At 42.6% G+C, this 23,685-nt stretch carries 20 protein-coding genes and 1 pseudogene; 19 read left to right on the top strand and 2 right to left on the bottom strand.

The window, feature by feature from the left end; translation table 11 throughout:
- The first annotated feature begins 630 nt into the window (after nt 1-630).
- Together PTE_RS26195 and tadA are read left to right on the top strand one after the other, a co-directional pair.
- A complete protein-coding gene (locus PTE_RS26195) occupies nt 631-1,227 on the top strand; it encodes a gp53-like domain-containing protein (protein WP_051477111.1) in 597 nt (198 codons plus the stop codon).
- A gap of 233 nt (nt 1,228-1,460) precedes the next feature.
- Nucleotides 1,461-1,967, top strand: coding sequence for a tRNA adenosine(34) deaminase TadA (gene tadA / locus PTE_RS02995; protein ID WP_036843093.1), 507 nt, complete (start codon nt 1,461-1,463; stop codon nt 1,965-1,967).
- 84 nt (nt 1,968-2,051) lie between these two features.
- On the opposite strand, the gene mltF is transcribed toward tadA, so the two are convergent.
- On the bottom strand, nt 2,052-3,473 hold the full coding sequence (gene mltF, locus PTE_RS03000) for a membrane-bound lytic murein transglycosylase MltF (RefSeq protein WP_051477112.1): 1,422 nt from the start codon (nt 3,471-3,473) through the stop codon (nt 2,052-2,054).
- A gap of 267 nt (nt 3,474-3,740) precedes the next feature.
- On the opposite strand from mltF, the gene purL reads away from it, so the two are divergent.
- The 10 genes from purL (at nt 3,741) to PTE_RS03045 (ending at nt 17,913) form a co-directional block, all read left to right on the top strand.
- Complete coding sequence (gene purL, locus PTE_RS03005) at nt 3,741-7,628, top strand: phosphoribosylformylglycinamidine synthase (protein ID WP_036843094.1); 3,888 nt, start codon at nt 3,741-3,743, stop codon at nt 7,626-7,628.
- An 827-nt stretch (nt 7,629-8,455) separates the two neighbouring features.
- Complete coding sequence (locus tag PTE_RS03010; RefSeq protein WP_036843095.1) at nt 8,456-9,895, top strand: sensor histidine kinase; 1,440 nt, start codon at nt 8,456-8,458, stop codon at nt 9,893-9,895.
- 3 nt (nt 9,896-9,898) lie between these two features.
- Complete coding sequence (gene qseG, locus PTE_RS03015) at nt 9,899-10,741, top strand: two-component system QseEF-associated lipoprotein QseG (RefSeq protein ID WP_036843096.1); 843 nt, start codon at nt 9,899-9,901, stop codon at nt 10,739-10,741.
- Nucleotides 10,738-12,075: a two-component system response regulator GlrR gene (gene glrR / locus PTE_RS03020; RefSeq protein ID WP_036843097.1), complete on the top strand. Its 1,338-nt coding sequence runs from the start codon at nt 10,738-10,740 to the stop codon at nt 12,073-12,075. The genes qseG and glrR overlap by 4 nt, the downstream gene beginning before the upstream one ends.
- 77 nt (nt 12,076-12,152) lie before the next feature.
- Entirely contained in the window at nt 12,153-13,775 is a 1,623-nt protein-coding gene (locus PTE_RS03025) for an NAD+ synthase (protein ID WP_036843099.1), read from the top strand.
- A 15-nt stretch (nt 13,776-13,790) separates the two neighbouring features.
- Nucleotides 13,791-14,129: a nitrogen regulatory protein P-II gene (gene glnB, locus PTE_RS03030; RefSeq protein ID WP_036843101.1), complete on the top strand. Its 339-nt coding sequence runs from the start codon at nt 13,791-13,793 to the stop codon at nt 14,127-14,129.
- Nucleotides 14,130-14,660: 531 nt separating this feature from the next.
- On the top strand, nt 14,661-15,260 hold the full coding sequence (locus PTE_RS26200) for a hypothetical protein (protein ID WP_241826116.1): 600 nt from the start codon (nt 14,661-14,663) through the stop codon (nt 15,258-15,260).
- Between the two features lie 30 nt (nt 15,261-15,290).
- Nucleotides 15,291-15,716 (top strand): hypothetical protein, encoded by a 426-nt coding sequence (locus PTE_RS26205; RefSeq protein WP_241826117.1) that lies wholly within the window; start codon nt 15,291-15,293, stop codon nt 15,714-15,716.
- On the top strand, nt 15,716-17,113 hold the full coding sequence (locus PTE_RS03040; RefSeq protein ID WP_036843104.1) for an aldehyde dehydrogenase family protein: 1,398 nt from the start codon (nt 15,716-15,718) through the stop codon (nt 17,111-17,113). Before PTE_RS26205 ends, PTE_RS03040 begins: the two co-directional genes overlap by 1 nt.
- 482 nt (nt 17,114-17,595) lie before the next feature.
- A complete protein-coding gene (locus tag PTE_RS03045; protein WP_036843106.1) occupies nt 17,596-17,913 on the top strand; it encodes a hypothetical protein in 318 nt (105 codons plus the stop codon).
- Nucleotides 17,914-18,110: 197 nt separating this feature from the next.
- Here the strand turns inward: PTE_RS03045 and PTE_RS03050 are convergent.
- A pseudogene (locus tag PTE_RS03050) lies at nt 18,111-18,478 on the bottom strand (helix-turn-helix domain-containing protein).
- 610 nt (nt 18,479-19,088) lie between these two features.
- Between PTE_RS03050 and PTE_RS03055 the strand changes: the two are divergent.
- From PTE_RS03055 to PTE_RS03090, 7 genes are all read left to right on the top strand, one after another.
- Nucleotides 19,089-19,910 carry a phage tail protein gene (locus PTE_RS03055; protein WP_036843107.1) on the top strand — a complete coding sequence of 274 codons (822 nt, stop codon included), beginning with the start codon at nt 19,089-19,091 and terminating at the stop codon, nt 19,908-19,910.
- Between the two features lie 281 nt (nt 19,911-20,191).
- The gene (locus PTE_RS03060) at nt 20,192-20,458 is read left to right on the top strand and encodes a hypothetical protein (RefSeq protein ID WP_036843109.1); all 267 of its coding nucleotides are present in this window, start codon (nt 20,192-20,194) and stop codon (nt 20,456-20,458) included.
- 46 nt (nt 20,459-20,504) lie between these two features.
- A complete protein-coding gene (locus tag PTE_RS03065) occupies nt 20,505-21,002 on the top strand; it encodes a DUF4123 domain-containing protein (RefSeq protein WP_036843110.1) in 498 nt (165 codons plus the stop codon).
- Nucleotides 20,999-21,340: a hypothetical protein gene (locus tag PTE_RS03070; RefSeq protein WP_036843111.1), complete on the top strand. Its 342-nt coding sequence runs from the start codon at nt 20,999-21,001 to the stop codon at nt 21,338-21,340. Before PTE_RS03065 ends, PTE_RS03070 begins: the two co-directional genes overlap by 4 nt.
- A 640-nt stretch (nt 21,341-21,980) precedes the next feature.
- The gene (locus PTE_RS03080) at nt 21,981-22,595 is read left to right on the top strand and encodes a Tox-REase-5 domain-containing protein (RefSeq protein WP_425339423.1); all 615 of its coding nucleotides are present in this window, start codon (nt 21,981-21,983) and stop codon (nt 22,593-22,595) included.
- A 12-nt stretch (nt 22,596-22,607) separates the two neighbouring features.
- Nucleotides 22,608-23,330 carry an Imm52 family immunity protein gene (locus PTE_RS03085; RefSeq protein WP_036843115.1) on the top strand — a complete coding sequence of 241 codons (723 nt, stop codon included), beginning with the start codon at nt 22,608-22,610 and terminating at the stop codon, nt 23,328-23,330.
- Nucleotides 23,331-23,376: 46 nt separating this feature from the next.
- Nucleotides 23,377-23,643, top strand: a complete 267-nt coding sequence (locus tag PTE_RS03090) for a PAAR domain-containing protein (RefSeq protein ID WP_036843116.1) — start codon at nt 23,377-23,379, stop codon at nt 23,641-23,643.
- Nucleotides 23,644-23,685: the final 42 nt, after the last annotated feature.

Consider the following 23,685-nt stretch of genomic DNA (forward strand, 5'->3'; position numbering starts at 1 on the left):
AGTTAGAAAAAAGAATAATGGAATATTCTTATAACTTATAGGGTTAACTATTTTTATATAATTGGCAGTAATAAGTATTTTAATATTTTGTAATCTGAAAATACATCTAAACTATTTGCATTTATTATTCGAATCTGCCTCTTGTAATTGGAAATATACTCAAGTCATTAATGTTTTCCTTTTGTAAATTATCTTCAATAGTTTCCATGCTAAAAAATCCATCCTGAAGACTGATTTTATACTCGAAATTATATTGTTGTTAATGTGGATGACTATTGCCTTAAATTATTTTATTGGGTTGAATATGTTCACTATATGAAGGTGAGTAATATTTTATTATTTCTGATGTGGGGTCGATTTATTTTATATATGACTGATTGTGTTATCATTAATAAAACCAAAATCAATGAAATGATCTGAGTATTTCCCTAAATAAAGTCATTTGTATTTATAGGTGGCAATTGATTGCATTAAACTATAATAATATTCTATTGTATTCTCTTTAATGACATCATTATTAAAATCAGTTTATTGATTGTTTATATGCTTATGTTAGCTTTGTATTTGGAAATTTTCATGTGAATAGACTTTTCGTAAATAATATCCGTTATTTTTCTGTGGGGATGATAAATGAGTAATAAGAATGATTTTAAAGCTTTTTCTACCAGTAATAATGCTAATGTCGTGAGTCAAGAAAGATATGAAGAATATCCTAATTTGCAAACTGGATTTCCACCAGGGGAGATGACCACTCATGTATTAAATAAGGCATTACGTCAGTCGTCCACAATAGCATCTGTTGTGGCTAATTTTATGTCCACACAATGTGGGAAAGATGTTCTGGATAATGGCGATCTAGAAACGCTTAATAAGACGTTTACTGATTCGTTGCAGTGTTACATGAAAGAACAATCTCCTGGTCAGCTATCACATAACGGTTATCAACAATTACCTGGGGGATTAATATTTCAATGGGGAAGACATAATTTTACTCCATTAACTATGAACAAGGTAATTTTACCAGTACCTTTTAAACGTGGTTGTCTGAAAGTTTTTATAACACCGGTTGGTGATTGGGTATTTCCGATGTCGGCAGCACCTAACGGAACATTGAATAGTTTTGTTGCTTGGGTTGCTGCGCGAACTATTAATGCTTATGGAACTGAAATCAAGTTGTCTGCTAGTGATACTTATGTATATGGAGACTATTTTGCAATCGGTTATTAATTAATATATGGAGATAAATAATAAGCCGGATTTATTCCGGCTTTGTTTTTTTATTCTTAAATATATTAATGTGAATTAAATGCTGTTTAGAAATAATATAAAATATAGCTATGGGGAATATATCAAATAGTCTCGAATATATGTTACCCGTGTAATGATAAGTAAATATATCTGGAAAATAGGTAAAATAAATCGTTATAATTGCCTCTGATATAATGAAATGAGATACCGCAGTGATTGAAATATATAGTGATGAATATTGGATGCGGAAGGCAATGGAACAGGCAATGAAAGCGTGGGAGCAGGGGGAAATACCTGTCGGTGCTGTATTGGTCACTGATAATAAAATCGTTGCTGAAGGCTGGAATCAGTCCATTATTAAGCATGATCCCACTGCTCATGCTGAAATTATTGCGTTACGAAAAGGGGGAGAGCAGTTACAAAATTATCGTCTGTTGAATACCACGTTATATGTCACTCTTGAACCTTGCACTATGTGTGCCGGCTCTATGGTGCATAGCCGGATACAGCGACTGGTTTATGGTGCCAATGATATGAAAACAGGTGCAGTCGGTTCTTTGATTGATATATTGCGCCATCCCGGTATGAATCATCAGATTGAAATTACAGGCGGCGTACTTGCTGAAGAGTGTTCCACGATGTTGAGTACTTTTTTTAAACAACGTCGGGAGCAACATAAGGCATTAAAAGCCGCCAGAAAACAGCCGGAAGAAAGCTAATACGCCGTTTCTGCTTACTGAGGCTTGAGTCAGATTTAAGCCTCGTCCAGTCAGGATGGGGTGTTATTACAGCCAGCCAATTGCTTACTCTGTTTTCGATTTTTCTGTTTGGGAAATTAATTTCTTCCGGTTTTCTTTGGCCTGTAAATAGCCAACTAAACTAAGCTGATAGCGGCGGATATTTTCGACATAGCGATAAGCCTCGTGCCCACGGGCATAACCATAGGTGGTATTGGTGTAGTACTTTTTCTGGCTTAATAGGGGGATTCGGGCTTTTACATCAAGCCAGCTATCGGGATTTCCTTTCTGTGATGCCGTTAGTTTACGGGCATCCAGCATATGACCATAGCCCATATTGTAAGCAGCCAGCGCAAACCAAATTCGCTCATCTTTAGGGATGTTTTCAGGTAGTCGTTCCATCAGATTTTGCAAATAGATTGCGCCTCCCTTAATACTTTCTTCTGGATCAAGACGGTCAACAACACCTAATCCTTTAGCCGTCGGGCTGGTTAACATCATCAGGCCACGCACACCCGTGGGAGAGGTTGCCAGCGGGTCCCAGTGAGACTCTTGCCAGGCAATTGCAGCCAGTAGTTGCCAGCTGATTTCACCGGAGTATTTCTCAAACAGAGGCTGATAAGTAGGCAGAATATGATCAATCGCACTGAGAAAAGAGAGGGTATCGAAATAATCAAATGAGCCGACATGACCAAAGTATTTCTCTTCCAGCCGTGGCATCACATCTTCTTCCGTCATCTGGCTGAAAAAATCCAGCATGGCAGCATAAAGGCTGTAATCATCAATACGTTTTAAATACCACGTCAGGGGATTATCTTCACTGATATCAAAAGCGACGGCTAGATTAGGGTGAGTACGCTGTTGCAACGCGACATTGATAGAGTCGCCCAAGGTGTAATCCAGTTTGCCCTCTGATACCAGCTCCAGTAATTCCCGGGTGTTGTATTGCTGTGTCTCATCCCATCCAAGTTCCGGGTAAGGCTCTTCTTTCATCTTTTTCAGCGTACTGACATGAGCTGAACCGGAAGTGACCAGCAATTTGCCTTTCAAATCCTTAAAAGAGCGGGGACGTGGAGTCCCTTTGCGGTAAATCAGTTGTTGAGAAACAGAATAGTAAGCTGGACCAGTACGGGCTTGCTCCAGTCTCTCTTCATTATAGGTAAGACCGGCAGCCAAAAAATCAGCGTCACCCTTTTCCAGATCGTCAAATAACTGGTTGAGATTTGTTCTGAATTTGATTTCCAATTTAACGCCAAGATAATCTGCAAAGCGTTTCGCCAGCTCGTAATCAAAACCATTTGGTTCTTTTTTACTTGTAAGATGAATCAGAGGTGAGCTGATTGTGCTAATCCGTAGCTCTCCCCTGGTCATGATCCTGTTAATCTGCTCCTGCTGTTTATTCGGCCAACTGATGTTCAGACTGATAATGGCGGCAGAAAAAAGAGCGATAACAATGATAACGAAATAATTTATTTTTATATTATTCAAACGGTTATCTCTGTATAACGCGGTGTGGTGCGATGTAAAAACGCGTTATATTATCATGGCTAAATTTCCAGTGATTGAGCATTTTGCGGAACAAAAACTTGCGGCGCAACTTAATTGATACCATTTGCATAACCTGACGATAAGATAATTAGCATTCATAATCGTCACGCAAACGGTTTCGTCACTGACCGCAATCCTCTATAATGTGCCCGTTTCCCCCTGAGGCATCAGTCAGGCTTTGCTTCTAAGATGAGAGAATGTATTACTATGGAAATTCTGCGTGGCTCACCTGCTTTATCGGCATTTCGTATCACCAAGCTCCTTTCTGTGTGTCAGGAACAGCAACTTCCGGTCAATGATATTTATGCGGAATATGTTCATTTCGCAGAAATTAATGCCCCTTTGAGTGATGCTGATTCAGCAAAATTACAACGATTATTAAAATATGGACCTTCTCTGGCTGAACATGAACCACAAGGTACATTGCTGTTAGTGGCTCCCTGTCCGGGAACCCTTTCTCCGTGGTCTTCGAAAGCAACTGATATTGCTCACAACTGTGGTCTGTCTCAGGTTGTGCGTTTGGAGCGTGGTCTGGCTTACTACGTTCAGTGTGATGAAATGAGTGATGCACAATGGCAAACGCTGTCGGCGTTGTTGCATGACCGGATGATGGAAACGGTTTTTACTCAACTGGAACAGGCGGAGAAATTATTTTCTCATCAGCAACCCGTTCCGTTAAAACGCATTGATATTCTGCAAGCAGGGCGTAGTGCGTTAGAGAAAGCCAATATTGAACTTGGATTGGCGTTGGCCCCGGATGAGATTGATTATCTGATGGAAGCTTTCCAGAAACTGGAGCGTAATCCAACCGATATTGAGCTTTATATGTTTGCTCAGGCTAATTCAGAGCATTGTCGCCATAAAATATTTAATGCCGACTGGATTATTGATGGTCAGGAACAGCCAAAATCACTGTTCAAAATGATTAAAAATACCTATGAGCAGACACCTGATTATGTCCTGTCAGCTTATAAAGATAACGCCGCTGTGATGGAAGGGTCTGCTGTTGGCCGTTTCTTTGCCGGTGCGGAAGATGGTTCATATGATTATCATCAGGAGCAGGCCCATATCCTGATGAAAGTTGAAACGCATAATCACCCAACCGCAATTTCCCCGTGGCCGGGGGCATCGACAGGTTCTGGTGGCGAAATTCGCGATGAAGGCGCGACGGGTCGGGGTGCTAAGCCAAAAGCTGGATTGGTGGGATTTTCGGTATCCAATCTGCGGATACCGGGTTTTGAACAGCCGTGGGAAGAGGATTTCGGTAAACCGGATCGGATCGTCAGCGCCCTGGATATCATGACTGAAGGTCCTCTGGGCGGCGCGGCATTTAATAACGAATTTGGCCGCCCGGCGTTGCTGGGTTATTTTCGTACCTATGAAGAAAAAGTAAACAGCCATAACGGCAGTGAATTACGGGGCTACCACAAACCCATCATGCTGGCGGGTGGGATGGGTAATATCCGTGATGAGCATGTCAAAAAGGGTGAAATTTCTGTTGGCGCCAAATTAATTGTGCTTGGCGGTCCGTCTATGAACATTGGTTTGGGTGGTGGTGCGGCATCTTCTATGGCATCCGGTCAGTCTGATGCTGATCTGGATTTTGCTTCTGTTCAACGCGATAACCCGGAAATGGAACGTCGTTGTCAGGAGGTGATTGATCGCTGTTGGCAATTGGGTGAAAACAACCCGATTCTGTTCATTCATGATGTCGGTGCCGGTGGGCTTTCTAATGCGATGCCTGAGCTGGTGAGTGATGGTGGTCGTGGAGGACGGTTTGAATTACGTAAAATTCTTAATGATGAACCGGGAATGAGTCCACTGGAAGTTTGGTGTAATGAATCTCAGGAGCGTTATGTACTGGCTGTTGCGCCAGAACAGCTTCCTCTGTTTGAAGAGATTTGCCGGCGTGAGCGCGCGCCTTATGCCGTTATCGGCGAGGCGACAGAAGAGCGTCATTTGCTGCTTAATGATGAACACTTTGATAACCAGCCAATTGATATGCCGCTGGATGTACTGCTGGGTAAAACGCCGAAAATGTTGCGTAATGTCAGTACATTAAAAGCCAGTGGTGAAAGTTTTGAGCGCCGGGATATCAATCTGGCAGAAGCCGTTAAGCGCATTATGCACTTGCCGGCTGTGGCGGAAAAAACATTCCTGATAACGATAGGTGATCGCACTGTGACTGGCATGGTTTCCCGTGATCAGATGGTTGGCCCGTGGCAGATCCCGGTGGCAGATTGCGCTGTGACGACCGCCAGCCTTGATAGCTACTATGGTGAAGCGATGTCTATGGGTGAACGAGCGCCAGTCGCTCTGCTGGATTTTGCCGCCTCTGCCCGTATGGCTGTTGGTGAAGCGCTAACTAATATCGCTTCCGCTTATATCCAGGATTTGAAACGTATTAAGCTTTCGGCTAACTGGATGTCTGCCGCGGGTCACCCTGGCGAGGATGCCGGTTTGTATGCGGCGGTTAAAGCCGTGGGTGAGGAGTTGTGTCCTGCACTGGGGCTGACTATTCCCGTGGGTAAAGATTCCATGTCGATGAAAACCCGCTGGAATGACAAAGGTGAAGAGCGTGAAATGACGTCACCTTTATCGCTGGTGATTACAGCCTTTGCCAGAGTGGAAGATGTGCGTCGTACAGTAACGCCTGAGCTTTCCACTGATAACGATAATGCATTGTTGTTAATCGATTTGGGGCAAGGGAAAAACACATTGGGCGGCACTGCGTTGGCACAGGTTTACCGCCAGCTTGGCAACAAAACTGCTGATGTACGTAGCGCTGAACAATTGGCTGGGTTTTTCAATGCGATTCAGCAACTGATTGCAGAACAGAAATTGCTGGCCTATCACGACCGTTCTGATGGTGGTTTACTGGTGACGTTGGCTGAAATGGCTTTTGCCGGTCATTGTGGCATTGAAGCTGATATCAGTGTGTTTGATGAAGATATTCTGGCTGCGCTGTTTACGGAAGAGTTGGGTGCTGTGGTGCAGATCCGTGCATCTGATAAAGCGTTTGTTGAAAACCTGCTGGCAGAACATGGATTGGCTGATTGCGCTCATTATTTGGGTAAGGCTAAAGTAGGTGGTGATTTTGTCATCTTTAGTGGCAATACCGAAGTATATCGTCAGAATCGCAGTACTCTGCGCCTATGGTGGGCCGAAACCACATGGCAAATGCAGCGTTTGCGTGATAACCCGGAGTGTGCAGATCAGGAGCATCAGGCCAAACGGGATAATCAAGATCCTGGACTGAATGTAAAACTGACTTTTGACATTTCAGAAGATATTGCAGCGCCTTACATTTTGCAGCAGGTAAGACCGAAAGTGGCTGTCCTGCGTGAGCAGGGTGTTAACTCTCATGTTGAAATGGCCGCCGCATTCCACCGGGCAGGTTTTGAAGCTATTGATGTGCACATGAGTGATTTGTTGTCTGGACGTACTGGATTAGATCAGTTCCAGACATTGGTTGCTTGTGGCGGCTTCTCTTACGGTGACGTGCTGGGTGCCGGTGAAGGTTGGGCGAAATCAATTCTGTTCAATGAACGTGTTCGTGATGAATTTGCGGCTTTCTTTACACGGCCTGATACTCTGGCGCTTGGTGTTTGTAATGGTTGCCAGATGATGTCTAACCTGCGGGAGTTGATCCCAGGTGCGGAACATTGGCCGCGTTTTGTTCGTAACCGCTCGGAACGTTTTGAGGCTCGTTTCAGTTTGGTGGAAATTACGGACAGTCCGTCACTCTTCCTGAAAGATATGATGGGTTCACGTATGCCGATTGCTGTTTCTCATGGTGAAGGGCAAGTAGAATTCCGCGATAGCCAGCATCTTAATATGCTTGAAAGCAACCAGTTAGTGGCTCTGCGCTACGTGAACAACTATGGTCAGGTTACGGAAAACTACCCGGCTAACCCCAATGGTTCAGTGAATGGTATTACTGCAGTCACCAGCCTTGATGGGCGGGCAACCGTGATGATGCCACATCCTGAAAGGGTATCCCGTACTGTGAATAACTCTTGGCATCCAGAGGCGTGGAACGAAGATGGTCCGTGGATGCGAATTTTCCGTAATGCCCGTAAGCAGTTAGGGTAGTACTACAGTGTAAGTAAATTAGTATCAGGCGGTTTTTAGCAAAAACCGCCGTAAACCTTAGCTTTTTGTCAAGCTTCGCAGACTATCTCGCAGTTTATTAGATGACACGATCTATCTGAATGATACTAATGTTATTGATTCAGATGTGAAAGTCTTATACCGGTAAATTCTTATAAGCTCAGGTGTTTGTTTCTCCATTGTCTCAATTACCCGACAAACGCCATTATGGGTGTCTCAAAAAGGAGACATTTAATTATTTGATTTATATCTATTTTTATTTTTATGATTTCAGGTGTCTGTAATTGGCGACAGAAGACAAATTTTATTTATGCCAAAAACAGGGTATTTGGTAGCTGAAACGTTAAGTTTTTTATTTTTTATAATAAAAACAATTTATTATGATTTTAATTTTAACATTGGCACGGAACCTGCATTAAGTTAGCACAGTTGCTCATTCAACTTCTTATGTCGGTCCACAGTAGGGTGGAGATATACCACATAAACTATCGAATGATGCCAGAGTAAGGTGCCTACCGTCCAACTTAGTGATATCGCTTTCAGGCCTTATCAAACATCGGGCGACACGTGGAGTGAGGCACCAACCTATGTTTGACTGTAGATAAAAACAGCAGGCATGCGTTATCCTCACTGGCGGGGTAGTAGCAAAAACTATTATCCCGCCATCATAATTCCAGGTTTCTGCCTGCGCCATTGTTGATTGTTCGCGTCCTGACTATATTTTTCAGTAACAGGTAAAATTTATCAGCCGACAGGTTTTTCTATCTGCCCTTTTGTCGGTTAGCATTAGTGTACTGACAGGCTACGAGATGATTTCCTTGAAAAAATGGCGTTTGTTTCCGCGCTCATTGCGCCAATTAGTTGTCATGGCTTTCTGGCTGGTGTTATTGCCGTTATTGGTTTTGGCTTATCAAGCTTATCAAAGTCTTGATCAGCTCAGTGGGAAAGCGGCTGATATAAACCGTACCACATTGGCTGATGCCCGCCGCAGTGAGGCGATGACGGGTATTGCGCTGGAGATGGAACGCAGTTACCGCCAATATTGTGTGTTGGGGGATAAAACGCTGGAAAACCTCTACCAAAAGCAATATCGGCAATACGCTAAAATGCTGAAAGATCAGATGGCGATACTTGATGATCAGCAGTACATCAAGACGCTTGACAACTTACTGTTGCAGCTAACCAAAATCACTTGTTTCAATAGTGAACCCACCGAGCCCGCCGCTCAATTACTTGAGCAATTCTCTGATGCCAATAGTCAGATGGTACAGGCCACCCGTGATGTTATTTTCAGCCGGGGAGAACAGCTACAGAAAGATATTGCTGATAAAGGTCAATTTTTTGGCTGGCAGAGTCTTATTTTGTTTCTACTTAGCGCATTACTGGTCGCGTTATTTACCCGTATGATTATCGGGCCGGTCAAAGGTATTGAACGAATGATTAACCGATTGGGAGAAGGGCGATCATTGGGGGTTCGTATAGATTCTTTTCCGGGGCCAAGAGAACTTCGTTCCCTGGCTCAGCGGATTGTCTGGCTCAGTGAACGGTTGGCCTGGCTGGAATCACAGCGCCATGAGTTTTTGCGTCATATCTCTCATGAACTGAAAACACCGCTGGCAAGTATGCGGGAAGGGACAGAATTATTGGCTGATGAAGTCGCAGGTCCATTAACGGCTGATCAGCAAGAAGTGGTTGCGATTCTTGATAATAGTAGTAAACATTTACAGCAATTGATCGAGCAATTACTGGATTATAACCGTAAACTGGCAGATAGCCCGACGGAACAACAGCAGGTTTCTTTACGGGAAATTGTTGATGAAGTGGCTTTATCACATAGTTTACCGGCGAGATCAAAGAATATTCAGACAGAAATTCAGCTTATTATTGATATTTGTTGGGCAGAGCCGACACTATTAATGCGGGTTATTGATAATCTCTACTCCAATGCGGTGCACTATGGCGCTGAATCCGGTAACATTTGGGTTTCAAGTCGTCAGATCGGCAAATGTGTTCAAATTGATGTTGCCAATACAGGTACACCAATTCCTGAATCAGAACGTAGCATGATTTTTGAACCGTTCTACCAGGGAACGCTCCAGCGTAAAGGCGCAGTGAAAGGCAGCGGTCTTGGGCTGAGTATCGCGCAGGATTGTATTAAGCGTATGGGGGGCGAACTGTTATTAATTCAGAGCGAATTTGCTGACGTCTGTTTTCGTATTGAATTGCCATTAACTGCTGAGAATGAATAAATAATGCATAACAGGTCTATTTACCGTTTTGTACAAAAGACGGATCGGCAGAATATTGCAGTGCAGCCTGGGAAAAACGCTTTTGTCGCCAGATTCTTGTTACAGCGAGTTTCAGTCTGGGGTTTCAGAATGATTCCGCTGATCTTTGCCCCTTTTTTATTGACGGGTTGCATCAAGGCCCCGGTTAATCATGATTTAACTACAGTTGCCCAGATGGTAATCCCAGAACAGCGGGTGACAGATTATCGTGTCGCAGATTGTGATTTAATGTGGGATATAGAGACGCCACAGTCGGTTGAGAATGCGCTTTACTGGCTGCGACTGATAGACTGTTCAGATCTCCTGACGTCAGCCAGAGCCCGTAATATAGCGAAATACATCGTTCCGGCTACTTGGGATCGGGCTTTCAGGCAAAGTATTTTGCTTAACAGTGCTGGGCCAACGTTGGCTGAACGTCGAAAAATGGTTGAAAATCTTAATAAATACCGGCTGAAATTCCCAGAACCTTTGCGACCATTATTAAAATTGTGGCGCGAACAGCAGATTCAGCAAATTGCAGTTGCGGAGGAGCGGGCAAAATTCCAAAAATTACAGGCGGATACGGATAATAAAATTGATCGTCTGCGCGAAAGCCGTGCACAGATGGAATTTGAACGACAGGAAATGTCCCGTAAACTGGAAAACCTGACAGATATTGAGCGTCAGCTCTCTTCCCGTAAGCAAAATCAGAGTAGTTCTGGCTCAGGCAGCTCAAATGAACATACTGAGACGCCGGCAACGATATCACCCAGTGAAAACAGCAAGCCAGGTAGCCCATCTGAATCAGATAAAGGAGCAGCACAATGACAGCGCGTAAGCCAGCCCATCTTCTTCTGGTTGATGACGATCCAGGTTTGTTGAAATTACTGGGAATGCGTCTTACCAGCGAAGGTTTTCGTGTCACAACCGCAGAAAGTGGCTGTGACGCACTGAAACTGTTAGCGAAAGAAAAGATCGATTTGGTGATCAGCGATTTGCGTATGGATGAAATGGATGGGATGGCGTTGTTTGCTGAAATCCAGAAGCAGCAACCCGGTATGCCGGTCATTATTCTGACTGCTCATGGCTCCATTCCGGACGCAGTAGCGGCAACTCAGCAAGGCGTCTTTAGTTTTCTGACTAAACCTGTTGACCGGGATGCGCTTTATAAAGCGATTGATGGCGCATTGGCGTTATCCACTCCCGCTGGTGATGAACAATGGCGGGAGCAGATAGTCACCCGCAGTCCCGTTATGTTGCGCTTGTTGGAACAAGCACGAATGGTCGCTCAATCCGATGTGAGTGTGCTGATAAACGGCCAGAGTGGTACCGGGAAGGAAGTGTTAGCCCAGGCAATTCACCGCGCCAGTCCACGGGCGAAAAAACCATTTATTGCGATTAACTGTGGCGCTTTGCCGGAACAACTGCTTGAGTCAGAACTGTTTGGGCATGCCAAAGGGGCATTTACCGGTGCGGTTAGCAGTCGTGAAGGGTTGTTTCTTGCTGCACAGGGGGGGACGCTGTTTCTTGATGAAATTGGTGATATGCCGCTGGCTTTGCAGGTTAAATTATTGCGGGTATTGCAGGAGCGTAAAATACGCCCGTTAGGAAATAACCGTGATCTGGATATTGATGTACGGATTATCTCAGCGACTCACCGTGATTTACCGAAAGCAATGGCAAAAAATGAATTCCGTGAAGATCTCTATTACCGCCTGAATGTTGTTAACTTGAAAATTCCTGCTTTGAATGGCAGGGTTGAAGATATTCCTTTATTGGCGAACCATCTGTTGCGTGAATCAGCGAAGCGCCATAAACCTTTTGTCCGTAGTTTCTCTGCCGATGCAATGAAATGTTTGATGGCGGCAAGTTGGCCGGGAAATGTGCGCCAGCTTGTGAACGTAATCGAACAATGCGTCGCGTTGACTACCGCACCGGTTATTAGTGAAGCGCTGGTTACACAGGCGCTGGAAGGGGAAAACACGGCGTTACCTACTTTTGCCGAAGCCAGAAATCAGTTTGAGCTGAATTACCTGCGTAAGTTACTGCAAATGACCAAAGGTAATGTGACTCATGCTGCGCGTATGGCGGGGCGTAACCGGACTGAATTCTACAAATTACTGGCGCGTCATGAATTAGATGCGAATGATTTTAAAGAATAACTTTTCTGCTACTCAGGAAGTTTTTACACTGAAAACTGATATATAGATAGATTGATGGCCCGGGAGAGCCAAATTGTATGAGCCGTACTCTTAATATTACCCTCGCACAGCTTAATTGGGTGATTGGTGACATTGAAGGCAACTGCGAACGTATGTTGCAAACAGTGCAGGAACAGCAGCAACAAGACGCTGATTTGGTGATGTTTTCTGAACTGGCGCTATCCGGTTATTCTCCAGAAGATCTATTATTCCGCGCTGATTTTCATCAGCGTTGCTGCGAGCAGCTGACACGTTTACAGGCTGCCAGTTGCCAAACCGCTATTCTGGTTGGTCATCCCTGGGAGCAGGATGGGGAAATTTACAATGCACTGTCCTTATTCTGGCAAGGGGAAATCCTGGCCCGTTATTTTAAACAGCGGTTGCCGAATTATGGTGTTTTTGATGAAAAACGCTATTTCAAAGCGGGCGATCAAAGCTGCGTTGTGCCATTCAAGGGATATCACCTTGGGCTGCTAATTTGTGAAGATTTATGGTTTAACGAACCGGTTGATACTTTGAAACAGGCCGGTGCGGATTTAATTCTTTCTATCAATGCTTCTCCATATAATCGTGAAAAGCCTTATATCCGTTATGAATTAATTAAAGAACATTGCCAGCGTACAGATTTACCGATGATTTACCTTAATCAGATTGGTGGTCAGGATGAACTGATTTTCGATGGCTGTTCTAAAGTCTTTAATGCCAGTGGTGAAATAACTCACCGGTTGGCCGCATTTAATGAACAAATCCAGCAGTGCCGTTTTAATGAATTAAATATCGAACCTATGGTTAATCCGGCACCTCAATTACCGCCATTGCAGCAGATATATCAGGCGTTAGTGCTTTCAGTGCATGATTATGTACGTAAGAATGGTTTTAAAGGTGTTCTGTTAGGTTTATCTGGTGGTATTGATTCTGGCCTGACGCTGGCAATTGCTGTTGATGCCTTGGGTAAAGAGCATGTTCAGGCGGTGATGATGCCGTTCCGCTATACATCTGAAATGAGTATAGAAGATGCTAAAGAGCAGGCCGATATGCTGGGTGTCGAGTTTAATGTGGTATCGATCGAACCGGTGTTTGATGCGTTTATGACGCAATTTGAACCTCTGTTTGCCGGTACTGCCAAAGATACCACAGAAGAGAACTTACAGGCGCGTTGCCGTGCCGTTATTCTGATGGCGATGTCCAATAAACGCCATCGTCTGGTGCTGACGACCAGTAATAAGAGTGAATCGGCTGTGGGATATTCCACATTATACGGTGATATGGCGGGTGGTTTTAATGCATTGAAAGATGTACCGAAAACATTGGTATTTGAATTGGCAAAATACCGTAATACCGTTTCTCCGGCGATACCTCAAAGAGTGATTGATCGTCCGCCATCGGCAGAATTGGCACCGGGGCAGCTTGATCAGGACAGTTTACCGCCATATGACATTCTGGATGATATTCTGGAGGGTTATGTGGAACAGGATAAATCAGTTGAGGAACTGGTGGCAGCGGGTTTTGATGAACAAGTTGTACGTAAAGTGATTCGTCTGGTTGATATCAACGAATATAAACGTCGGCAGGCTCCAGTTGGTCCGCGTATTACCCCACGCAATTTTGGTAAAGACAGACGCTACCCGATCACCTCTGGTTTCGGCCGTAAAAACTGGTAACAACAGGAAAACTTCATGAAAAAGATTGATGCGATTATCAAACCCTTCAAGCTGGATGATGTCCGTGAAGCGCTGGCTGAAGTGGGTATCACCGGTATGACAGTGACAGAAGTGAAAGGTTTTGGACGTCAGAAAGGGCATACAGAACTGTATCGTGGTGCAGAGTATATGGTGGATTTTCTGCCAAAAGTAAAAATCGAAATTATTGTGGCTGATGATATTGTTGATACCTGTGTTGAAACCATTATGCAGACCGCGCAAACCGGAAAAATCGGTGATGGTAAAATCTTTGTATTCGATGTTGCCCGTGTTGTGCGTATTCGTACCGGTGAACAGGACGAAGAGGCGATTTAGCTAATTTAACTCTGGGGGTGGTAACAGGCAAATTAAAGGCCACCCTCTATAAAATCAAAGTATTGGCTGATATAAAGGATATTTAAAATAGAGTAAAAAGTCTGATGATATAATATAAAAATTAAATAAATATATTAATCAGCGATAATGAGTGATATGAATAATTAAATGATTATTTAGAAATACAATCATATAAATCAATTGCTTTCAGGTTGGCTATATACAGTTTCGATAAAGAAATCTATCTTTTAAAAGTTAAGTATCACGATTAATACGAGTGATAATGTTTTTCCAACGGCTGAATGTGTTTTAAAATCAGTTAGCAATCTTTGACTTTACTATTTTCAATCTATATTTATTGTAAGAATTTGAGGTTATCTTTAAAAAACCGATTAAAATTGTAGGTTGTATAGTTTCTTTTTCCCAGATATAGAAAGAGAATCAAGCATTTTGCCAATTATTTAAATTGATTATCTTTTTTAGGCTGAGCAGTAGTATCTGTAAATTTCGCTTAATAATGTGGAGATATATATGATCGATTTTCATAGCTTTAACATTCACTTATCTCAAATTATGAATTGGCATTTCTCACCTGAAACGGGATCGCCATTTTGGCTCGAAAAACATAAAACATTAGATTTTGATCCATTGAAAGATGTACGTACTTTCTCTGATTTAATGCTATTTCCTGATATTGCTGATGAACTTCGGGATATTCCTGTTGAAAGTTTAGTGCCACGCGGTTTGAAAGATGCTGTGATTGCCGGCGTATTTGAAAGCGGCGGAACGACAGGACGCCCTAAGCGAGTGGTTGTATTTGAAGAATGGTTAGAGCAGCTTGTCGCTTGGCGCGTGGGTAATATCGTTAATAAAGATGCAATAAAGAATACGCTCGCGCTGATCCCTTCTGGGCCTCATGTTATTGGGGTGATAAGCCGCCTTCGCGCTCGCGCTAATGGCGGACATTTCTTCACTGTAGATTTAGATCCACGTTGGGTTAAAAAGATGATCCAACAGGGTGATCTTGCCGGGATGGAGTCCTATTGCGAGCATATTATTGATCAGGCTGAAAATATTATTAATACACAAAATATTAGTTACTTAATTGTCACGCCGCCACTTTTAGAGTGAATGGTTAGGAGAGCGGAGTTGGTCAGTCATTTGAATAAGACTTTGGACCTTATTGCCTGGGGTGGAACTCATATGGACCCGGATACCTTGGCATTTTTGCAATCCTCAGTTTTTCCTGATGTCACAATAACAGCCAGTTATGGCAGTACAATGATATTGGGCGAATCTAAGTCAAGAAATAATCAGGATTTTGAAGGGTCACCTATCTTTGACAGCTTTGCCCCTAACGTCCTTTTTGACGTTATCGATCCACTGACGCAAAAACCGGTTCCTTTTGGAGAGCGTGGTCGGGTTGTCATGAATTACATCAACAAGTTTGCTTTATTCCCAAATATTCTGGAGCGTGATACGGCTATGCGAATTCCAAGGATAGATAATTACCCAGGGGCTTCAGTTGCATTGGTACGTCCTGTTGAGGAGATTTCTGGTCAGACAGTGGTGGAAGGGGTTTATTAATGCTAACGGATAGTGTAAAGCCTGACGAAAAAGCAGCAACGGTGAGCAAGTTACAACAGGTGGAGGCTTTCGCTTTGGGCCATTCCTATGCGACACGCCGGCGTGCGGTTATTACTGATATTTTAAATGAAGTTGTTGGAGAAACTGCGGTAGTGCCTCCTGTTTATATCTGTGACGTTGTGCGGAAAATGAGAATGGCACCACGGTTGAGGTTAGATGAAATTCACGCAGCGATAAATGAAGCCGCAAAAATTTATTTCAGTGAGAATGTCGCTGGTCTTTCTCCGGCAGAGTATATACAACTGACGCACCGTGTCACTGGATTGCCAGCGGGTATTATCGAAAATTCACTGTCTGAAACGGCGCAGGTTCTGATGATGATGCCTGAGATAATCAAAGCCTCCATGCCACATGGTGCTGTTTGGGATGTGGATGATAACCGGGTTGCCGAGGGATGTGCTTTATTCAGCCGGCGAGCAGATGTACTGGCTGTTCTTACGGGTGGCAATGGGCCTGGAGCACATGCTTTATGGCCACAAGCCCTCGCTTTTGGTTATCGAATCTTAATTAAGCCTTCTGTTCGCGAACCATTCACAGCTCAACGATTAGTTTCTTCACTGATGCAGGCTGGACTCGGAAACTACGTTGCGCTTATACCGACAGATCATCAAGGTGCTGACGAAATAGTTTCTGTGGCAGATCTGTCTATTATTTATGGCGGACAAGATATCGTTGATAAATATCATTTGAATCCTAGAGTGTTAATACAAGGACCGGGACGTTCGAAGATTGTGGTTGGTTCAGATGTCAATATTGATGAAGCGGTTTCACTCGTTGCACGATCGGTCACTTCTCTTGGTGGTGCAGCATGTGTTTCTGCCAGCGCGGTATTAGTAGAAGGGGATCCGGCTGATTTTGGTAAGCGTTTATCTGAAGCATTTAATCAGATGGATGCCGAAGTAGTATTTCCGTTATGCTCTCCTTATATCACGACTTTATTACAGACGTCGCTTTATCCTGAAAAGAGAGATCATGAAGACTCTCGGCTGTTTGGTGATCAACCCTCATCGGGATATGCTCTTAGACCTTTTGTTACTATTGTCGATCATCCAACAAACCCGCTGATTCAACGTGAACTTCCGTTTCCATGCGTTACCGTCGCCCCTTATGTGAATCCAGATAGTTTACAAATGCTATCAGATTCGCTGGTTGTTACTGTATTTTCGAGAAAACGTGAAATTCTGGACGCTATTCTTAGTGATACAACCATCAGCAATGTCTATGCAGGAAATATTTCGACAACCTGGATGGCACCATTTGTACCGCATGATGGATATTTGTCAGAATTTTTGATGCATAGCCGAGGGGTTCGTATTCAGAAGAATTGGCTTACTTGAAATGATAAAGGAAAATATGACGATATAAATCTATGCCAAAGACCAGTGACTGAATTGATCCAAACTGAAAGATAATATATACAAACACCGCGCCATGAATGACTTATAGTGCGGTGCTTTATTAAATAGTAATGAGTAACCCAATGTCTTGAAATTAAAAACATGTCAAAATAAAATATATCTATTATCTTAAAATTAAACTTCTAGACGATATTCATCATTATTTTATTTCCCAAAGTATACCAATGTATAGCTCATAATTAACCTGACTAATTTTAATGATGAGATTTAATGTATTCCAGGGAATATTCTACCTACTAATCATTTAATACTGATATGACCATGAGGTTATCTTATTATTTTTACATCACTGATAAAGTTCAATATTTAACTGTTCGGAGTAAATGCTAATTTAAATTTTACCGATAAAGTCATCTGCTATATAGACAGTCAAATAACCGTAATAATAAGGAAACAATAAAATGGCACGAGTATATATAAACCCTAATCAGACTCTTGATATTTATAAGAATGGCAGTATATTAGTTCCTGCTCATCAATCTCATATAACTATAAAAAACGTTAGCTTAGCGTTAGTTAAAGTGAGTGGCTACTGGGCATCCTTAGTTGGAGATTATACTCTGTATAATTCTATAGAGATCTACCCCGGAAGAAGTGGAATACTTGTACCGCCTCCTAACCTTATTTACTACTATAAAGTTACAGCCACCAATCTCGCCAGTTATTTAAACGCAGAAATTGAAGTGGAGGTTGGGTCGAATAATAATCCTCTCTTTTAACCTGAGCCCACCCTGGAAAAATGTCCAAGGCTGGTCAATATCAGTGATGCACCTCTGATCAGCACTGATTGATTGCGTAATCGGTGGATTACAAACACGCTATGCCTGTTTCACGTTCTGGTGATTCCTCAGCGTTTTGGTGGGTTTTTTATGGTAGAGAATTCAGTTAAGCCCCTATACGGGGCTTGTTGAAGATATTAGATATGTTTTGCCGGTTTTATAAGGATCTCAGCCGGAATACCAAACATACTGTTCAACTTTCGTATCATCGGCAATGTTAGCGCTTTCCGTTAAGAATTTCGTAAACCCGATTTGTTTTGCCAATTGCAGGTTCTAAATCTTTGACCGTCAATCCAGATTGTTCCATTCTGAATTTGATAGCTTCAATTGGATCTGGCGGGTCGATAGGGTAGCGTTCTGCTTCATAGGCTTCAATCAGCAGAACCATAACTTCCATATGATCAAATTCAGGTGTGCCGATTTCAGGTTGATTATCAAACAGTGAGGCAATAGCTTTTAATGCTTCTTGATAGTCTTGTTTTGTTCTAATGACATCCTCCCTCACCTTCGCACTTCGTGACTCAGGATCTGCATCTGGATGTTTTTCCCAGAATGTTTTCAATGATGCAACGGATATTATTTTCATGGCAGTCATATTATTTCCGCAATGGGACTGTGGCAAGTATTATATCGCTTAACTGCGGTTGTTTTATGGGTGAAATATGTCAACTGTAACATCGCCAGCACTCTCATTTACCGGTACGTTTTTAGAACTAGCAACTTTAAGTGTATCGATAATAACGATGAGCGTGTCTTCTACAAAGATGGGGAATTCTGTGATATTCCTGAACATTGCCGCTTAGATATTCTTGTCCAAATGCCAGAATATTCAGTTTGGGATTTAAAACAGAAAAGTTACAGGATGAAATAGAAATAATAGGAGAAAAATAATTTCCGTATGTTAAATATAAATTGTAGATATATTTTAGACGCCAAAATGTTGATCTACTTATTTCTGCTAATGATACAAAAACGGTTAACCTTATAATTAATAAGAACACAGTATTATTTTTTCCCTGGACTAGACTTTGATTGGCATGAATTGCAGGAGACTATTTCTACAATAATTCAATATGTTGATTATAAAATAACATTATTTAATTTAAGGAAAGTATATGAGTCACAATAATGATTTTAAGGCTTTTTCTATTAGTAATAATGCAAATGTCATTAGCCAAGAAAAATATGAACAAAACCAGGGTTTGCAGACAGGATTCTCTCCGGAGAATGTTCCCACACACTTATTAAATAAGGTGTTACGTCAATCGTCAACCATATCATCTGTCGTCGCTGATTTTATTGCGACAGGATCTGGCAATGATGTTCTGGATGATGGAAATGTAGCCAAACTTACCGATCAATTAAATAAAGCGATAAAACAAAAAATTACAGCAGATATTCCCAGTGCTTCATTAACACAAAAGGGGGTTGTTCAGCTTACAAATGTGATTGGCAATAGCGACACATTGGCGGCTACACAAAAGCTTGTTCAGGAGGTAATAAATTCATTACGTGAAGAGATTAATGTACCTGTGGGTTCTCCTATTCCCTGGCCGTTACCTCATCCACCTTTCGGTTATTTCATTTGTAATGGCTCACCTTTTAATAAATTACAGTATCCGAAGTTGGCGGAAGCTTATCCTGGCGGTAGATTACCTGATTTAAGAGGAGAATTTATCCGCGGATGGGATGATGGTCGTGGAGCTGACCAAGGGAGAGCACTATTAACTTGGCAAGAAAGCACTTTATTGGCGCAATTCATTGGCAATTGGGCATCAGAAGGAGGATCACAAGAGATATTAAATAACGACGGCATTTCAACTAGTAAAGCAGGATACTTAAGGCACAACGTATCATCACCATCAAAATCTGGGGTTAATTATTTACGATTTCGGCCCCGCAACGTAGCATTTAACTACATCGTAAGGGCAGCATAATTCTAGTGGCTGTAGCCGTTTGCAGTAAGAATAAAGCCGGTTAGTCCGGCTTTATTGAGGCTGACGGAAAACCGGGACAAAACCTCCCTAGCGCACAGCACCATAGGTATCGTAAATAAATTGATTTTTTAATTCACCCAAACTGTATTGTTTCTTCTATTCGATATCCGATTGTTTATATTGAGTTCTTTGATTGAAAAATAGCATTATTGCTTCTTTTGTAATCATTTCGTCTGGGGTATATTGCGGGTTGACAATTCAATTATAGGTAATAATTGCTTATGGCTAATGATTTTGATGTGGAACGAACCGGACTGGTTTTTACTCTCGCAGCCGGTAATCTTCCTATGAAAACTTTTGCTGTGGTCGGATTTACACTGAATGAAGCCCTGTCAACGCTATTCAGTTTGCAAGCCACACTAACCTGCGCCAATCCAGACATTGATTTCGCGGATGTTCTGGATAAATACGCGACATTGACCGTAGTGCTGACATGTCAGCTGCCGTTGCTAAAGAACCACTCAAAGAAATTTGTCTCAGTTGCTTGACGAAAGCTGAGCTTGAAGAAGTAATAACCGTTATCTGGGGGCAGTCATGACACCTGAATTAAGCGAAAAACTGGCTAATTATCAGAAAGAACATCCCGGCATTCGGCTTTATGCGCTGGTGAATGGCTTGCAATATGAGCGCTGTTTTGGTGAGGAAATTAACTATATCGCGGGTGTCAACAACCCACTGTTCCGGCACTATCCAGATTCAAAAATTGCGTTTGCAGGCCCGTGGTTGTTTGATATGGAATACGCTCATCAGTGGCAGGATAAATTGTCAACACTTGAAGAAACGTATCCGGCAGTATCTTGGCTGCTAACCTCTCTGTCATTAGATAAGCTGACCTGTCATCTTGTGCCATATTTGAATATTTCATTGCCGGCAAAACAGACGGCGCTTCTGCGTTTTTATGACCCGCGTATTTTACATCGCATCCGTGACATTTTTAGCCATGAGCAGCTGTCTGCATTTATGTGTTGTGTTGATAAATGGGTTTATCAACACCATGCCACTTATTATTCAGTGTCAGGAACCCCATTATGATTAAATTGACTCAGGAGCAGCTTGATATTATCGCCAAACTGGAAAAGCAGACAGTTATTGATCGTATACAGGCCGAACTTCTAACCAGACACGCGGATTTAATTCCTTCCCTGTCTTCTCTGAACGAACGGCTAAAGGCGGCTTATGACTATTTGCTGATATTAAACTTTCAGGATAAATACTTAATTCAATCCTATTTATCTCTGGTTGCGTTTAATCCTGATTTTCAGCATGCCTCACCAATTAAGTCTGCCTTGGAATCCCCTGATCAGAAACCCGAACAGCAGTTTCAAGACATTCTTTGTATTGCAAAAAATAAGATAAACAGGAGACGTTAATATGCCCATACCCTTATTGGCCCCTGTCGCAGTGGGTGCGGCTGAATATGTTGCAAGCGCCTGTGCCGGGGTATTCATTGCTGTCGGCATCATGGAAGCCGGTAAGGATAAACCGGTTGAAGACGATGAACACATTCACCGTAAGAAAATGGATTTTGTAATAAGCCCTGAAATCACGGATGCAGACAGAAATATCGTCTGGAGTGCCGAAGCCCATGCGGATTTTTGGGAGGATGATGATTTAGGGGAAGGATCTGTTGATACCAGTGCGGTTCAGGTTAAGGCCCAGTCTAAGGCGGAAGAGTGTGAAGAANCGGGGACTAAAAAAGAGTGCAANGCTCTNTGGGGCAAAATTAATTGCCAGTCAGCATAAGTTTACTCTTGCCTGTTAATGTGAATTTAATTCGGGGTATTTGAATTCCCGGTCAGGAGCTGGAACAGCAGTTCANGNCATTCTTTGTATTGCAAAATAAGATAAACAGGAGACGTTAATATGCCCATACCCTTATTGGCCCCTGTCGCAGTGGGTGCGGCTGAATATGTTGCAAGCGCCTGTGCCGGGGTATTCATTGCTGTCGGCATCATGGAAGCCGGTAAGGATAAACCGGTTGAAGACGATGAACACATTCACCGTAAGAAAATGGATTTTGTAATAAGCCCTGAAATCACGGATGCAGACAGAAATATCGTCTGGAGTGCCGAAGCCCATGCGGATTTTTGGGAGGATGATGATTTAGGGGAAGGATCTGTTGATACCAGTGCGGTTCAGGTTAAGGCCCAGTCNAAGGCGGAAGAATGTGAAAAAACGGGGACTAAAAAAGAGTGCAAGGCTTGTCTGGCTATTCCGGTGACAAATGAAAAGTATCGTAAGGTTAGCCGCTGGAGCGCCATCACGATTAACTATCAGCGATTTATTGCTAAAACTAAATATGACCCGGCCACACAAATGATCCAGGAATTTCAGTGCCTGAAAGTGACCTTTGATGGCTGGCGACCAGCGTATTGCCTGTTTCTGGAAGCCAAGGCGCGGTATGACCAGTTTTTTAAGGATAATAAACCTAAAAGATGGTGGACAGGCCGTTATTCAGCTAGATATCAAGCAGAAAGGCATCAAACGGTTTGTGATGCACTAGAAGGGACACCTCACGTAGAATGGCACTTTTTACAGCCCATCAGCTATGGATATTTTAAGGTGCTGTTTAGTAAATATAAAAATATCAGTGTCCACTATACCCCCTGTGACAGTTTAGTTTAATCAGAGGTCAACATGGCGATAATCCGTTTAGAAATCAATGTATATTATCAACAGCAGGAAACCATTACCGCTAATACGGCGTTAATGGACTTGTTTAATATCACACGGCAAATTGATATCTTTTTTGGGCAGAAAAAAAACTGGTATTTAACTGGTTACTCCCGAAAGCAGGCTCTGCAACATGTCGCGTTTGATGAGCAAGGGCCAACTGAAGCTGCTATAAAAAGTTTCGAAAAGGATTACAAGAAAAACTTTCCGGCGCTTATTACTGGGATATGGGATGGTGAAAAGGATGAATTATCTAGCGGCATAGATTATAGCAAAATGCCAAGTGTTCGTCCTAATTGGGTTTGGCTGCAATTGAATCTAGATATTGACAGTCATCAGCTTGATGTATTGCGGTTAATTAATTTGGTTAGCTATTTGGCCTTGAGCCGTAATTCACCCAATATTCAGGTAGAGTCGAATGAATATACCGTAAAAGGCAGGCAGGTTTTCCCTGATCGTCTCAGTGTTGGCTGGATGCTTTACCAGCCCCGTATTATTGATAAATCCTATCTGCCTATGGCGGAAGGTGTGCTTCCTGTGTATCAAAATAATGAACAAACCGGCACCTTGATTATTACCAAAAAAGGTATTTTTGATGGAAGAAATCAGGACGATATTGATAAATCCAATGATGTTGAAATTCAGTTGGTGAACCTGGGATTATTGCCATTAATTACCGAAGTTTAATGGGGAATGATGTTATTTACCAATCGAAAAACGATGGAGAACGTTAATGTCAAAAGCGGTTATTCTGCTGGGTGATACGACAGATCATGGCGGTAAGGTGATTACCGCTATTGATCAATATACTCACAATGGTATTCCTATAGCGGGTAAAGACGATTGGGTAGAGTGCCCCCAATGTAAAGGTGTTTTTCCTATTGTTCAGGGTGCTGATTCTTTAAAATATAAAGGAAAACCTATTGCGCTTGAAGGCATGCAAACAGCCTGTGGGGCAAAATTAATTGCCAGTCAGCATAAGTTTACTCTTGCCTGTTAATGTGAATTTAATTCGGGGTATTTGAATTCCCGGTCAGGAGCT

This window comes from Photorhabdus khanii NC19 (assembly GCF_000517265.1).
Lineage (GTDB): Bacteria > Pseudomonadota > Gammaproteobacteria > Enterobacterales > Enterobacteriaceae > Photorhabdus > Photorhabdus khanii.